Source organism: Alpinimonas psychrophila (genome assembly GCF_014137865.1).
Lineage (GTDB): Bacteria > Actinomycetota > Actinomycetes > Actinomycetales > Microbacteriaceae > Alpinimonas > Alpinimonas psychrophila.
This window is the reverse complement of sequence record NZ_JACGWU010000007.1, coordinates 73,609-88,224: the sequence shown is the minus strand read 5'-3', so window position 1 is coordinate 88,224 and position 14,616 is coordinate 73,609. Positions and strand designations below refer to the sequence as shown.

The following is a 14,616-nucleotide window of genomic DNA, read 5'->3' as shown; positions in this document are numbered from 1 at the left end:
GTAGGGTGGGGGAATGGCCCACAATCCGAGCACCGTTCTTCGCGCTTCCGGATTGACCGCCACGATTGAACCCGACCCCTATCAAGAGGGCGCGTTTATATTGGTCGTCGATGGCACGCCGCAGTCCCACGTTTTCGTGGACGACGAGGGTGAGCTTTTCTTTGAATACGTTCGTCGGATCGGTCATGTTGTGGACCAAATTGGTATGCCGGGTGAACCATTGACCGCCGTGCACCTGGGCGCCGGTGCTCTCACGCTTCCCCGCTACCTCGCCGCAACGCGTCCCGGCTCGCGCCAGCAGGTCATTGAGCTTGAGGCAGACCTCGTTGACTTCGTTCGCGAGCATCTCCCCCTCCCCCGCCACGCCAGCATCCGAATTCGCTACGGGGATGCCCGCGAGGTGATGGGTAAGCTTCCGACTGGCCTTCTGGGCGCGACCGATGTCGTCATAGTGGATGTCTTCAACGGCGCGCGCACGCCCGCCCACGTCACCAGTCTCGAGTTCTATCGTGAGGCGGCCAGACTCCTCAGTGCCCGAGGCGTTCTCATTGTGAATGTCGCCGATGGCCCCGGGCTTGCCTTCGCCCGAGGCCAGGCTGCCACTCTTCAGGCTGTCCTTCCCCACGTCATGGCCCTCGCCGATGTTCAAGTCCTCAAGGGTCGTCGGTTCGGAAACGTTGTGTTGGCGGCGAGCGCGGACGACGGAATCGGCGAATGGCTTCCGCGAATCCTGGCCGGTGGCCCTCACCCGGCCAAAGCTGTCGCTGGCGCAGAGCTCAAGCAGTTCATCGCAAATGCCCCCATCGTGCTCGATGCCACGGCCATCGCCTCCCCCACTCCCAACAAGACTCTGTTTCAGGTAAGCAAGAAATAGCACGATGGCAGATCTCGACCGCGTTCGAAAATGGGCGGATGCCCTCATCCGGTTGCACCTCGATGCCAGCGTCTGGTCATTTGGATTCGACAACGCCAAAACCCGCGCCGGACTGTGCAATTTCACCGACCGTCACATCTCGGTTTCAAAATATCTCGCCGCCCGCTATGAGGACGACGAAATCCACCAGGTCCTGCTGCACGAAATTGCTCATGCCCTCGCCGGCCCCCGCGCCGGGCACGGAGCCCTCTGGAAGCGCACCGCTGACGAGCTCGGCTACGACGGGAAGCGCACCCACGACGGGAGCGCCGCCAACGAGCTCGCACCGTGGGTCGGCGCGTGCCCTGGTGGCCACGCCCATCACCGCTTTCGCAAACCCCTCAAACCACTGTCCTGCGGAGTCTGTGGGCGAGGTTTCTCCCGCGTCAACCTCATTGTGTGGACGAAACGCAACGTGAGCTAGTCACATTATTCAGTGACCTGGACTTCCTTCCAGAACGCGACATAGTTACTGAAATCTGCTCCTACGCGCTCGAACGACGCGGGGTAAGGCTCCGGGTAGCTAAACGCCCGATCATTGAAGGAATGTGTGCCGTCTGAAACCGTGAAGTACTGGCAGACACCCTTCCATGGGCACGTATAGGGCGTCGGGCTCTTCGTCAGAAACTCCGCTTTCACGCTTGCCGGAGGGAAATACCAGTTTCCCTCAATCTTGATGAGATCGGCTTCGGGGGCGTCCGCAATAACGGTGCCATTCAGAATTGCTTTCATAACATTGTCCTTATCTTCGGTTGAGGGTATTTACCCTACGTCAGATGGGCGGTGTCGGCCTCGTTGAATAAGTCAACGGAGTCAAGTTTGCCAGCAGCGAGCACCGTTGGGCGAACCCCCGCAGCACTCAACTCGCGGCCGGCCACGGACGCGGTCACGAGATGGCCCACGGCGCCTTTCAGCCCCACAAAAGCGGCGGCAGCCGAAGCAGCCTCCGGAGAACAAAAATCAATCCCGAGAGTTGCGAGCTCATCAATCAGCGCACCGGCAGCAAGAAAATCTTCGACCGCAAATTGTCCCTCCGCGGTTCCCGCGGCGATGATGGCAATAGAGGTTCGATCCCCGCGTCGCACTTGCTCCGAAAGAATCCATTTCGCCACGCTCGCGCGGTTATTCAGACCTGCCAAAACAACCGAACCTAACCCCGTTGGTCGCGGTATCGTAGCTAGAACGTCTATCCAGACACAGATATCGGCTTTATCTTTGATGCGGGCGACGCCGGCCGCTCCCCAATCTAAGCGAACTTGATACTGACTTTGGGCAGTCGCGGGAGGAGTATTTACTGAAGTCACACATAAATTCTTGCATTGCCCGTGCCCCGGAATGGAATCCCATGAACATTTTTCTCAAGCTCACGCTCGACTGCCCGCCCGACGAGGCTTGGGAAGCCATCACTCGCCCCGCAGTCTTTCGGGCCGTATCAAGCCCACTTCTTAAAATAAAGTCCCTCGAACCGAACGGTTTTCCCGCGAATTGGACGGCAGATGGCCCCCACCGCGTGGCTATTTCGTTCCTGGGCATCATTCCTATGGGCACCCAGACCATCGATGTCAGTTTCACCGAGAAACCTGGTGGTGTTCGAATGATGATCGACGCCGGTAAAGCCTTGACCGGGCCCCTGGCCATTACTCATGACTGGGACCACCGGATGGCAATATCGGCCGGAACGTCAGGCGAGACCCTCTATAGAGACCGTCTTGTTGTCAAAGCGGGCCTAGCAACTCCAGCGATCTGGTTCGGCATGTGGATCTTCTGGCAGTATCGCGCCAGCCGACTTCGCAAACTCTCGGCGTCGTGGAATCTTGAGGATTAGGAACAGCTACTTACTCTGCGCGTCAGACTCATCGATAGAGACAAGGGACTCCGCGGACCCCATTGAACGCAACGCATAAGCGAAGCTGTCGAGAGCAACACGTTGTTCCTCGAGCCAAGCCATCCTCTGTTCGGTCTCCGAGAGAATCGCCGAAGCATGTTCGTTGTAGCGGGTCGTCAAGCGTTCCGCTCTGCTCCGTGCGCGTGAAATCAGTCCATTGGCTGTCTCGCGGGCACCCAGCAGAATGAATTCTGCATCTGCTCGTGCTGCCGCGGCGAAAATATCAGACTCGTTACTCAGTCCAGCCGCAACTTCTGATGCTTCCCGGACTTTCTGGGCCGCCTGCTCGCTCGCGGTGTGAACCTGAAGGACGGATTCCTCGTGCAGGGCAAGGCGATCACGTTCATCCTGATCGGCAGCAACACGAATTTCTCGAACGATCCGAAGCTGTTCACGTTCGGCAATCTGACGGAGCATGGAAAGCTCCGTTTTGACATCCTCCGCTTGCTGGTGAAGCGTCGAGTGAATCTCTGCCGCTTCACGTTCAGCGTCAGCCACGAGGCCGGCGGCCTTACGTTGGGCGGTCTCGGTAGACGTATTCGCCTCGATGAGCTTGGCTTCGGCAGCAGATGCCAACTCTGCCGCACGACGTTCGCTTTCGACGCGAAGTTCCTCCGAAAATCCTTCGGCCTCAGAAACGAGCCTTTCAGAGCTTCCGCGAGAGGAACGCGTCAGCTGTTCGCCAACGGCCCGCGCATTCTCACGAAGGGCCGCAACTTCAGCCGCGGCGTCTTGAACCATTTTGCTGGCTTGCTCTTCGGCAACCCTGAGGGTCTGCTCGAAAGCGGAACCAAGGTCAGCAAAGCTCGGCTTTGAACTCGCCCTCTTGACGGTGGCGCGGGCCTCGGCCAACTCGCGCGACAGGCGCTCGGCGGTCTTTTCGGCAGAAATACGCTCGACCTCAACACGTTCGACGCGGGAACTAATCTCCGCGAAAGCTCGGGTCACGTCCTCAGTGTCGTATCCGCTTCGGCGAGCAGTACGGAACGTCCCAATGTCTTCCATGATGTTTCTCCCGAAAAATAGGCCTGAGAAAGATAATTCCCAGAAATCAACTCAACAATACCAAACACATCAGCCGACGATGCGGCTCAAAAACTAACGACAGGCTCTTCCTGGGTGGCGTTCGCAGGGTCATCCGTATCCATGGCCGACAGTTCAGTATTGAAATCTAGAATCCGAAGGCGCGCCTCTTCTAGGTTAGCAATCGTCATTGCAGCCTCGGCAAGTACTTTTGTCTTGTACTTGGACGTCTGATTGTTCAGTGCCTGAGCTCGATCCTGTGCCCGAGAAATAATTCCGGCCGCAGTCTCTTGCGCTGTGCGCCGCAAAAGGTCAGATTCTTGATGCGTTTTTGATGACAGGGACTCGGCTTCGGCCACAAGCTGGTTGGCCTTGCGCTCTGCTTCGACTACTTGGGCCTGGGCGTCGGCCAATATTTCGGCAATATACGTTGACGTTTCATCAGCCAGGCGCTCGTTCTCACGAACCGCTTTCTCGCGTGTCACGGCAATCTCGCGTTCAATCCGCAACTGGTCGCGAGTGTTGAGGTCCCTCAACGTGGCCATTTCACGATGGGCCTGATCCGTTTGAAGTTTGGCATTGTCGAGAATCTCGCGCGTATCCGCACTCGCTTTCTTCTCAATCGCCTCAATGCTCTGAGCGGCAGCAACGAGCGCCGCATTCGCGGCGGCGAGTTGAGCTTCCGCACCACCCACGAGATCTGTCGAGCGCTTGGTGCTGTCTTCTCTGATTTTTTCGGAACGCTTTTCCGCTTCAGTGAGAAGCTTGTGAGCCTGCCTTTCCGAAGAAACCTGGATGCGATCGGCATCCGATTTTGCAGAGTCTCGAACCATGGAAACTTCTGCACTGGCGTCTTGAAGAAGCTTGCCGGCTTGTTCCTCAGCTACCCGAAGGGTCTGCTCGAAAGCTGCTCCAAGGTCGGAGAAAGTCGGCTTAGAGTTTGCCCGCTTAACGGCGGTGCGGGCTTCATGCAATTCACGATTGAGCCGCTCGATGTCTTTTTCCGCTCCATCGCGCAACTCTTGTGCGTTCGCAATGCGACTCGTGATCTGGGCAAAAGCGCGGTCAACGTCGGAAGGTTCAAAACCGCGCTTGGCGGTGCGGAACTCAATGTTCTCAGACACGTTCGTCTCTTTCCCCACTCAAAAACCTACAGATACCTAATAATGAACCATGAAAGGGTGTTCGTGCTAATCTCGCGAGCCGTGCCGAGGTGTTGGCCCTTGCGCCAGACTTTATCGATCGCTACCCCAGGCGGCCGACGGAGGCAAGGGCTGCGCGGAGCAGGATGCCCCGTCCACCTTCCATTTCATCACTGACAGCGGCACTCGCTGCTTCCTGGGGCGTTAACCAGGTTATTTCTAGGGCATCTTGCCGAGGATCACACGTCCCCGTGACAGGAACAACGTACGCAAGCGAAACGGCGTGCTGCCTGTCATCCGTAAAGGCTGACACTCCTGGGGTTGGAAAATACTCGGCCGCGTGAAAAGGCGTGGGACTTGCGGGCAGGAGCGGGAATGCCATGGGACCAAGGTCTTTCTCCAGGTGGCGAAAAAGTGCATGCCGAAGCGTTTCTCCGTACATCACGCGTCCCGACACTATGGAGCGTTTCATCCCGCCCACGCTGGTAGCCCGCAAAAGGAGCCCCACCTCGATCACTTGTCCCATTCCATCAACACGCACGGGAATCGCTTCGACATAAAGCAGCGGCAGCCTCAGCCGAATCGACGCTAGTTCGTCATCGCTCAGCCAGCCGGAATTGGGGTCAGGGGTTCTCACGGTCATGACTCATTCTTACCTGATGCACATGTCATCCGCATGACATTCGTTCCACGTCGCAGTGATCACAGCGAACGAATATCGTGGCCTCCTGCAGCCGACCCCACCCAACGGACGTTTCTGCGGCCCCTACGCCTCTCAAGAAGACGCGTCGGGATTTCATGAAGGCAAACATGAACCCATGCTGACGAGATACCATATGTGGTATGGAAAGGTCGTTTTGAGGCGGATCTAATTGCCGCAGGGAAAATGATGAGGTGGGACACCGCGCGAATTGCGGAGGAACAGCAGGCTCAGCGTGACGCTAACGCTGCCCCCAGCGGTTCGTTTACCAGGGAGGACGTAGTGGGAACCATTCAGTCCCTCACCGGTCTCCCGGTTTCTGTCATCTTCGATGCAACCTGGTGCGATCCAAATACCTCAATCTGTGGCGGTGTTTACACGCGCGCACCGTATGCGCCATCCACCGCGGCTCTTTGCCCAGGCTGGGTATCAGGTCAGCGTTCACGAAGCAGGGCATGTCCTCACCGCCTACTATCAGCTTCAGATATTTGCCGTGTTTATGCCTGCATTTCTCGGGACCAACATCGAGAAAATTGCTGACTGCTATCTCATTCTTCATGTCGGAGGCACCACCGGGACTTCGGGCTACTCTTGCGACGGGCTTGAGGCCGACATCGCACAATGGATGGTGAACAACCTTTAGTGGGGATGTCGTGATAATTGAAGGTCCCAGTGGAAACCGTCGACGCGATGCGTCTCCTCGCACATCCCAACCCTTATAACCCCCACAATCAAAAAGACCCCCCAAAAGGGAGGTCTTGATGATTGGCGGTCCCGGTGGGATTTGAACCCACGGTGGACTTTCACCCACACAACTTTTCGAGAGTTGCACCTTCGGCCGCTCGGACACGGAACCGAGGATGAGTTTACGCGAGAGCGCACGATGTTCGCCAATCCGTCCCCCAAAGTCAGGGTCAGTAGTCACGGCTAGGCTTGCTGCATGGCAAAGGCAACCCCCGGATATCGCTGCACTGAGTGTGGTTGGACCACCATTAAATGGGCGGGTCGCTGTAGCGAATGTCAGGAATGGGGGACAGTCGTTGAGGCCACCGCTAAGACCGGGATCCTCGCAAGGCTGACACCCGTGACGGTGGCATCAGATCGCATCGCCCGCCCCATAACGACGATTCCTGAGAACGGCGACGTGCAGCACTGGCCCAGTGGCATTGGCGAGTTTGACCGCGTTCTGGGCGGTGGCATCGTGCCAGGCGCGGCAATCCTTCTCTCTGGCGAACCCGGAGTCGGCAAGTCCACGCTTCTGCTGGAGGTCGCTTCTCGCGCCGCATCGCAAGGCGCCCGAGTCCTGTACGTCAGTGCCGAAGAATCTGTCAGCCAGGTGCGACTTCGGGCGACCCGAACGGGCGCTCTCCACGACAACCTTTTCCTCGCCGCCGAGACGGATCTCGGAACCATTCTGGGCCAAATCGAGGCAGTTAAACCACAGCTCCTCATTGTCGACTCGGTTCAAACCGTCGCCAGCTCCACCGTCGAAGGCCTCGCGGGTGGGCCGAGTCAAGTGCGTGAAGTTGCTTCCGTGCTGATTCGTGTTGCCAAAGACCGAGGACTTCCGGTCGTACTCGTTGGACACGTGACGAAGGACGGTTCCATCGCGGGGCCACGCCTGCTAGAACATCTCGTCGATGTTGTCTGCCAGTTTGAGGGTGATCGTCAGACGGCCCTTCGTTTTGTGCGCGCTCTCAAGAATCGCTTTGGGCCCACCGATGAAGTGGGTTGTTTCGAAATGAACGGAGACGGTATTGCCGAAGTCCCCGACCCCAGTGGGCTGTTTCTGAGTCGCTCCCCTGTTCCCGTTTCGGGCACGTGTGCAACCGTTGCCATGGAGGGCCGACGGCCTCTTCCCGTCGAGATTCAGGCGTTAGTGGTGGCATCAAGCGCACCCAACCCGCGTCGCGTGACGAATGGTGTCGACTCTTCGCGGCTCGCCATGCTTCTCGCCGTTCTCGAGCGTCGGGCAGGCTTATCGCTTTCGGACAAGGATGTCTATGTCTCCACGGTAGGTGGCGTTCGGCTCACGGAACCTGGTGCTGATCTGGCGATCGCCATCGCGGTTGCGAGCGCCTTCAACGACAAGCCCATCGCCCACACGGTGGCTGCATTTGGGGAAATCAGTTTGGCGGGCGAAATCAGGCAGGTTTCCTCAGGCAAGCAAAGGCAAGCGGAAGCGACGCGACTGGGGTTCACGACCCGAATTGATCAGAGCGCGGGAACGTTGCGGACCGCGCTACAGAAAGCCTTCGATACGACGAAGGATGCTCGCGAAAAGGAAATCGACGCCGCCTTTTAGAGTGGCACTTTCTTGAAGAGACCAAAGTATTCAATCTCCTCGTCCGTGAGCATCCTCGACCGAATGAGAAAGCGCTTTCCTTCCGGGGCTTCGATCGAGAAACCGCTTCCCCGTCCGGGAACAATGTCGATCGTGAGATGCGTGTACTTCCAGTACTCGAACTGTGACGCCGACATATAAAACTCGATGGGATCGAGCCCTTCGATTTCGATGGTTTGAAGGAGAATGTCCGCGCTACTGGTAATGAACATTCCTACGGGAAAGCACATGGGCGAGCTTCCATCGCAACAGCCGCCAGACTGGTGAAACATGAGTCTTCCGTACGTGGTGGACAGGTGACGCAGCATTTCTGCTGCGTCACCTGTTACCTCGACTCGCGCGTATGGCATCAGAAGAATCCCATGGGGCCTTCGGCGTAGCTGACAAGAAGGTTCTTTGTCTGCTGGTAGTGATCCAGCGTGTCAGCGCTCCGGCTCCACACTCCTGCGCCCAAACCATAGAGCGTGTCGTTGGCAATATCAATTGCCTCGTCGTAGTCCTTGAAGCTCGTGAGCGACAAAACGGACCCGAAGATTTCCTCTTGGAAAATGCGCATTGAGTTGTTCCCCTCGAACACCGTGGGCTGCATGTAGAAGCCACCCGAGAGCTCTCCGCCGAGATCCGACCGCTCGCCACCGATGAGGAGCTTTGCACCCTCCTGCTTGCCGATGTCGATGTAGCTCAGAATCTTCTCCAACTGATCGTTGGAAGACTGGGCGCCGATCATTGTGTTTGTGTCAAGAGGGTTTCCTTGGATGACCTTGCCAACGCGCTTGATTCCGTCCTCGACAAAACCGTCGTAGATGGACTTCTGAACGAGGGCGCGCGAGGGGCACGTGCAGACCCTCGCCCTGGTTGAGGGCAAACATGGTGAAGCCCTCTTGGGCCTTTTCGTAATAGCTGTCTTTGTGAGCCGCAACATCCTCGAAGAAGACGTTGGGGCTCTTGCCACCAAGCTCGAGAGTCCCAGGAATCAAGTTCTGGCTCGCATATTGCATGATGAGACGCCCCGTTGTCGTTTCCCCCGTGAACGCAATCTTGCGGATGTTATTGTGCGATGCCAGTGGAGCACCCGCCTCAATGCCAAAGCCGTTGACAATGTTGAGCACTCCGTCAGGGATGAGGTGTTCGATCAGTCCCATGAGTACGTGAATGGAGGAGGGTGTCTGCTCTGCTGGTTTCAGTACGATGCAGTTTCCCGCAGCGAGTGCAGGAGCAAGTTTCCACACGGCCATCAAAATCGGGAAGTTCCAGGGAATTATCTGGCCAACCACTCCGAGGGGTTCATGGAAGTGATAGGCCACGGTGTCGTGATCCAGCTCGCCGATACTGCCCTCTTGGGCACGAATGGCACCCGCGAAATAGCGGAAGTGATCAATGGCGAGGGGGATGTCGGCAGCCATTGTTTCTCTAACCGGCAGCGACAGCCATGTCAACGTCCTTGGCATTTCCGCGTGCCATTTCACAGAACACTTGACCGGTTACGGGCGTGATGTTTTCAAAATACTAGCCGGAGGATGGAGCGACATACTTTCCGCCAATGAAATTGTCATAGCGAGTCTTGTAGGTCATTACGGATCCGGGTTTTCCGGGGTTTGAGTAGACAGTCATCGTGTCCCTTTCGACGTCGTTGTCTGGGGTGCCATGTTAGGCACAGCCGACACTACGCAACAGAGGGTTGCAAAATGTTGCAGGCCCTAAGGCGACTCGAGGCGTTCGATCTGAGCCACGACTCCGGCTCGCTTTGGAGACTTTGCGGGCAATAATTTTAGGACCGTTCTCCAGACCTCGAGGTCATCCAACGCACCCTCCGATTGCGCATATTCGAGGAGGAGCTCTGCGGACGCATCGGCCAACATTGCCTCCCTGAGGCGGCCGGCGACGTCGTCCCGAATATCCTGAATTCCCGGAGCCTGAGATCGTGGCAAGATTGCTCCCCGATAGGCCGCAAACGCCGCTCGATGGGCCCCGCGATTGAGGAGCGCCACGACCTGTTGCGCATCAAGTTCCAGGGGCTCAGGTAAACGATACGGCTTTGACGTCGGTGAAAGCCCACGTTGGAAATTGTCGATCACTCGTCGCAGACGCACCATTTCTGAGCGAACCGTGGCCACTCCCTCGGGCGACCCGTGCAACAGTTCCGTGAGTCGTTCGGCTGACAGTCCCGACCGACTCCGCGACAGGAGCGTCACAATTTCCGCATGGCGCGGCGTGAGCTCGAGAGTCTTACCCGCCACACTCAACAGAGCGGTATCTCGCCCGAGAATGTGCAGTGTGGGACGAAGGGCCTTATGAACTCTGACAACTCCCCGAGCTGTCCCCGGCTTGGACCGGACGTCTAAAGTGGCCAGGGAAGAATCAAAGAAAATCATGGGCGAGTGTTCAGTGCCAGATGGCGAACCGAGGCCAGAGATACCCTCGGCCCGCATACGAAAGCGTTGCAACATGAGTTCAGTTTCGACGGCGTGCGCGGTCGCTTCCATAAGCGGCATGGTGTGACGATCCACAGCTTGCTCGTCGCCGGTAATGTCAATAACGCCAATGATGTTGCGAGTCTCGGGGTCATGAACAGGAACGGCAGTGCAACTCCAGGCGTGCACGAGCCTGTTGAAATGCTCGTCCCGGCGAATCTGGATACCGTGATTAAGTGCGAGCGCCGTGCCTGGAGCCGACGTCCCCGCAGCATCTTCGCTCCAGTCTGCCCCTTCAACGAACATCATCGCCTCGGCTCTTCGCTTCAGGCCGGTGTCTCCTTCCACCCACAGCAGTCGACCCATGGCGTCCCCCACAGCAACAAGCATGCCCGAGTCGTTGTCGGCATCCTGCACGAGAAGCTTACGAATGACGGGCATCACGGTCGCCAAAGGGTGGGCTTGACGGTAATCTCCGAGTTCGTCGCGCTCAAACTCCAACGGAGAGAGAAGACGTTCGGGATCTAGCCGAACCTTCTGTGCACGCTCCCACGATTCGCGCACCAAGGAGCGAATTTGCGTCTGGGCTACAACATCGCTGTCGGCCAACCAGGGGCTCGTCACCGTCAAAGCTTAACCCGGACGAGCGAAACGAACTGGCAATATTATGACGCTTAACGCAAAATAGCCACCCAAATGAATGGGTGGCTATTTTACAAATAAGTCCGGCGGTGACCTACTCTCCCACAGGGTCCCCCCTGCAGTACCATCGGCGCTGAGAGTCTTAGCTTCCGGGTTCGGAATGTAACCGGGCGTTTCCCTCTCGCTATGGCCGCCGAAACACTATTGATGTCAATCAAATGTGAAACGTGAACAAAAACGTGTTTGTTCGTCGTTCTCGACCGTACATCGAGAACCACTCAGTGGACGCAAGCAATCTTCATGCCACACACTTCAGCCTTACAACATAAGTGTGTGTAGTGATTATCAAATTATCGGCTTATTAGTACCGGTCAGCTTCACGAGTCTTTAGTCCTCGCTTCCACATCCGGCCTATCAACGCAGTAGTCTAGCTGCGAGCCTCTCCCCTAAAAGGGATGGAAATCTCATCTTGAAGCCGGCTTCCCGCTTAGATGCTTTCAGCGGTTATCCGTTCCGAACGTAGCTAATCAGCGGTGCCCTTGGCAGAACAACTGACACACCAGAGGTTCGTCCATCCCGGTCCTCTCGTACTAGGGATAGATCTTCTCAAATTTCCTGCGCGCGCAGAGGATAGGGACCGAACTGTCTCACGACGTTCTAAACCCAGCTCGCGTACCGCTTTAATGGGCGAACAGCCCAACCCTTGGGACCTACTCCAGCCCCAGGATGCGACGAGCCGACATCGAGGTGCCAAACCATGCCGTCGATATGGACTCTTGGGCAAGATCAGCCTGTTATCCCCGAGGTACCTTTTATCCGTTGAGCGACAGCGCTTCCACAAGCCACTGCCGGATCACTAGTCCCGACTTTCGTCCCTGCTTGACTTGTCAGTCTCGCAGTCAAGCTCCCTTGTGCACTTACACTCGACACCTGATTACCAACCAGGTTGAGGGAACCTTTGGGCGCCTCCGTTACTTTTTGGGAGGCAACCGCCCCAGTTAAACTACCCACCAGGCACTGTCCCAGAACCGGATTACGGTTCGTAGTTAGATGTCTAGAGTGACCAGAGTGGTATTTCAACAATGACTCCACCTGAACTAGCGTCCAAGCTTCACAGTCTCCCACCTATCCTACACAAGTCACACCAAACACCAATACCAAGCTGTAGTAAAGGTCACGGGGTCTTTCCGTCCTTCTGCGCGTAACGAGCATCTTTACTCGTAGTGCAATTTCGCCGAGTTCACGGTTGAGACAGCTGGGAAGTCGTTACGCCATTCGTGCAGGTCGGAACTTACCCGACAAGGAATTTCGCTACCTTAGGATGGTTATAGTTACCACCGCCGTTTACTGGGGCTTAAATTCGCAGCCTCGCTTACGCTAACCGCTCCTCTTAACCTTCCAGCACCGGGCAGGCGTCAGTCCGTATACATCGTCTTGCGACTTAGCACGGACCTGTGTTTTTAGTAAACAGTCGCTTCCCACTGGTCTCTGCGGCCTTCGAACGCTTCAGGAGTAAATCCCTACACGCCTCAGGCCCCCCTTCTCCCGAAGTTACGGGGGCATTTTGCCGAGTTCCTTAACCATGATTCTCTCGATCTCCTTAGTATTCTCTACCTGACCACCTGAGTCGGTTTGGGGTACGGGTGACTTGAACCTCGCGTCGATGCTTTTCTTGGCAGCATAGGATCATCAATTTCGCACTTGCGTGCTACCCATCGGGTCTCAGGCTTCATGAGAGACGGATTTGCCTATCTCTCGCCCTACATCCTTAGACCGGGACAACCATCGCCCGGCTTGACTACCTTCCTGCGTCACACCTGTTAATACGCTAACCGCACCAGCATAGGGTCGAGTGCTAGCCCCCAAACATCACCCCGAAGGGATCAACTTGAGTATTCAGACTCTTAGCATTACGGGATTAGTTTGGGCGGTTCTTCATCAGTACGGGAATATCAACCCGTTGTCCATCGACTACGCCTGTCGGCCTCGCCTTAGGTCCCGACTTACCCAGGGAAGATTAGCTTGACCCTGGAACCCTTGGTCTTCCGGAGGACGGGTTTCTCGCCCGTCTTTCGCTACTCATGCCTGCATTCTCACTCGTGTAGCCTCCACGGCTGGTTTACACCGCCGCTTCGCTGGCCACACGACGCTCTCCTACCCATCAATATGGCTGGACCACGAAGGCCTACCAAAATATATCAATGCCACAACTTCGGTGGCGTGCTTGAGCCCCGTTACATTGTCGGCGCGGAATCACTTGACCAGTGAGCTATTACGCACTCTTTCAAGGGTGGCTGCTTCTAAGCCAACCTCCTGGTTGTCACGGCAACTCCACATCCTTTCCCACTTAGCACGCGCTTTGGGACCTTAGTTGGTGGTCTGGGTTGTTTCCCTCTCGACAATGAAGCTTATCCCCCACTGTCTCACTGCTGCGCTCTCACTTACTGGCATTCGGAGTTTGGCTGACGTCAGTAACCCGGTGGGGCCCATCGGCCATCCAGTAGCTCTACCTCCAGTAAGAAACACGCAACGCTGCACCTAAATGCATTTCGGAGAGAACCAGCTATCACGAAGTTTGATTGGCCTTTCACCCCTATCCACAGCTCATCCCCTCAGTTTTCAACCTAAGTGGGTTCGGTCCTCCACGACGTCTTACCGTCGCTTCAACCTGGCCATGGATAGATCACTTCGCTTCGGGTCTAGAACATGCGACTGTATCGCCCTATTAAGACTCGCTTTCGCTACGGCTTCCCCTCACGGGTTAACCTCGCCACATATCACTAACTCGCAGGCTCATTCTTCAAAAGGCACGCTGTCACCCCAACAAGGAGGCTCCAACGGTTTGTAAGCAAACAGTTTCAGGTACTATTTCACTCCCCTCCCGGGGTACTTTTCACCTTTCCCTCACGGTACTTGTCCGCTATCGGTCATCTGGGAGTATTTAGGCTTATCAGGTGGTCCTGACGGATTCAAACGGGATTTCTCGGGCCCCGTCCTACTTGGGATACTTCTCGGACCATTGCTGCATTTCGACTACGGGGTTTGCACCCTCTATGACTGGCCTTTCAATACCATTCGTCTATACAACGTTGTAATCCTTATAGCTCGGTAGAACTAAATGAAAAGTCCCGCAACCCCGACCATGCAACTCCTACCGGATATCACACATGATCGGTTTAGCCTCTTCCGCGTTCGCTCGCCACTACTTACGGAATCACTTTTGTTTTCTCTTCCTGTGGGTACTGAGATGTTTCACTTCCCCACGTTCCCTCTACCCGCCCTATATATTCAGGCGGGAGTCACCAGGTCACCTTGCGGGCCTGGCGGGGTTTCCCCATTCGGACATCCTCGGATCAAAGCTCGTTTATCAGCTCCCCGAGGCTTATCGCAGATTACTACGTCCTTCTTCGGCTCCAGATGCCAAGGCATCCACTGTTTGCTCTTATAAATTTGAAAATCACATGAGTTTTGAATCGATCTCTTATAAAAGAAATTGACCAATGATCTATCTGACACTCAATAAATTGAGTGCCTTTATGATCTTTAATACACCAGG

The 14,616-nt window shown here is 56.2% G+C and carries 12 protein-coding genes, 1 tRNA gene, 2 rRNA genes and 1 pseudogene; 5 read left to right on the top strand and 11 right to left on the bottom strand.

Going from position 1 to position 14,616, the window contains the following annotated elements; all coding sequences use genetic code 11:
- The first annotated feature begins 13 nt into the window (after positions 1 to 13).
- Positions 14 to 874, top strand: a complete 861-nt coding sequence (locus FB555_RS09465) for a spermidine synthase (RefSeq protein WP_182485231.1) — start codon at positions 14 to 16, stop codon at positions 872 to 874.
- Positions 875 to 878: 4 nt separating this feature from the next.
- Positions 879 to 1,337 (top strand): SprT-like domain-containing protein, encoded by a 459-nt coding sequence (locus FB555_RS09460; protein ID WP_182485230.1) that lies wholly within the window; start codon positions 879 to 881, stop codon positions 1,335 to 1,337.
- Positions 1,338 to 1,342: 5 nt separating this feature from the next.
- Here FB555_RS09460 and FB555_RS09455 read toward each other — a convergent pair whose 3' ends face one another.
- Together FB555_RS09455 and FB555_RS09450 are read right to left on the bottom strand one after the other, a co-directional pair.
- Positions 1,343 to 1,645 (bottom strand): DUF427 domain-containing protein, encoded by a 303-nt coding sequence (locus tag FB555_RS09455; RefSeq protein ID WP_182485229.1) that lies wholly within the window; start codon positions 1,643 to 1,645, stop codon positions 1,343 to 1,345.
- 35 nt (positions 1,646 to 1,680) lie between these two features.
- Entirely contained in the window at positions 1,681 to 2,217 is a 537-nt protein-coding gene (locus tag FB555_RS09450) for a 2-phosphosulfolactate phosphatase (RefSeq protein ID WP_182485228.1), read from the bottom strand.
- 41 nt (positions 2,218 to 2,258) lie between these two features.
- On the opposite strand from FB555_RS09450, the gene FB555_RS09445 reads away from it, so the two are divergent.
- Positions 2,259 to 2,738 carry a hypothetical protein gene (locus tag FB555_RS09445; protein WP_182485227.1) on the top strand — a complete coding sequence of 160 codons (480 nt, stop codon included), beginning with the start codon at positions 2,259 to 2,261 and terminating at the stop codon, positions 2,736 to 2,738.
- Between the two features lie 6 nt (positions 2,739 to 2,744).
- On the opposite strand, the gene FB555_RS09440 is transcribed toward FB555_RS09445, so the two are convergent.
- The 3 genes from FB555_RS09440 to FB555_RS09430 all read right to left on the bottom strand — a co-directional run bounded on the left by FB555_RS09440 (position 2,745) and on the right by FB555_RS09430 (position 5,606).
- On the bottom strand, positions 2,745 to 3,803 hold the full coding sequence (locus FB555_RS09440; protein WP_182485226.1) for a hypothetical protein: 1,059 nt from the start codon (positions 3,801 to 3,803) through the stop codon (positions 2,745 to 2,747).
- Between the two features lie 86 nt (positions 3,804 to 3,889).
- The gene (locus FB555_RS09435; protein ID WP_182485225.1) at positions 3,890 to 4,945 is read right to left on the bottom strand and encodes a hypothetical protein; all 1,056 of its coding nucleotides are present in this window, start codon (positions 4,943 to 4,945) and stop codon (positions 3,890 to 3,892) included.
- Between the two features lie 121 nt (positions 4,946 to 5,066).
- Positions 5,067 to 5,606, bottom strand: a complete 540-nt coding sequence (locus FB555_RS09430) for an NUDIX hydrolase family protein (RefSeq protein ID WP_182485224.1) — start codon at positions 5,604 to 5,606, stop codon at positions 5,067 to 5,069.
- Between the two features lie 448 nt (positions 5,607 to 6,054).
- On the opposite strand from FB555_RS09430, the gene FB555_RS09425 reads away from it, so the two are divergent.
- The gene (locus FB555_RS09425; RefSeq protein WP_182485223.1) at positions 6,055 to 6,306 is read left to right on the top strand and encodes a hypothetical protein; all 252 of its coding nucleotides are present in this window, start codon (positions 6,055 to 6,057) and stop codon (positions 6,304 to 6,306) included.
- 123 nt (positions 6,307 to 6,429) lie between these two features.
- Here the strand turns inward: FB555_RS09425 and FB555_RS09420 are convergent.
- Positions 6,430 to 6,519: transfer RNA gene (locus FB555_RS09420), tRNA-Ser, on the bottom strand.
- An 84-nt stretch (positions 6,520 to 6,603) separates the two neighbouring features.
- Here FB555_RS09420 and radA point away from each other — a divergent pair.
- Positions 6,604 to 7,968, top strand: a complete 1,365-nt coding sequence (radA, locus tag FB555_RS09415) for a DNA repair protein RadA (RefSeq protein ID WP_182485222.1) — start codon at positions 6,604 to 6,606, stop codon at positions 7,966 to 7,968.
- Here the strand turns inward: radA and FB555_RS09410 are convergent.
- The 5 genes and pseudogenes from FB555_RS09410 to FB555_RS09390 all read right to left on the bottom strand — a co-directional run bounded on the left by FB555_RS09410 (position 7,965) and on the right by FB555_RS09390 (position 14,516).
- Entirely contained in the window at positions 7,965 to 8,357 is a 393-nt protein-coding gene (locus FB555_RS09410) for a DUF779 domain-containing protein (protein WP_182485221.1), read from the bottom strand. The two genes, radA and FB555_RS09410, sit on opposite strands and share 4 nt — an antisense overlap.
- A pseudogene (locus FB555_RS09405) lies at positions 8,357 to 9,618 on the bottom strand (aldehyde dehydrogenase family protein). Before FB555_RS09405 ends, FB555_RS09410 begins: the two are co-directional and overlap by 1 nt.
- Before the next feature lie 86 nt (positions 9,619 to 9,704).
- Positions 9,705 to 11,042 carry a GAF domain-containing protein gene (locus tag FB555_RS09400; RefSeq protein WP_182485220.1) on the bottom strand — a complete coding sequence of 446 codons (1,338 nt, stop codon included), beginning with the start codon at positions 11,040 to 11,042 and terminating at the stop codon, positions 9,705 to 9,707.
- A gap of 99 nt (positions 11,043 to 11,141) precedes the next feature.
- Positions 11,142 to 11,258, bottom strand: a 5S ribosomal RNA gene (rrf, locus tag FB555_RS09395).
- Between the two features lie 143 nt (positions 11,259 to 11,401).
- Positions 11,402 to 14,516 (bottom strand): 23S ribosomal RNA (locus FB555_RS09390).
- Positions 14,517 to 14,616: the final 100 nt, after the last annotated feature.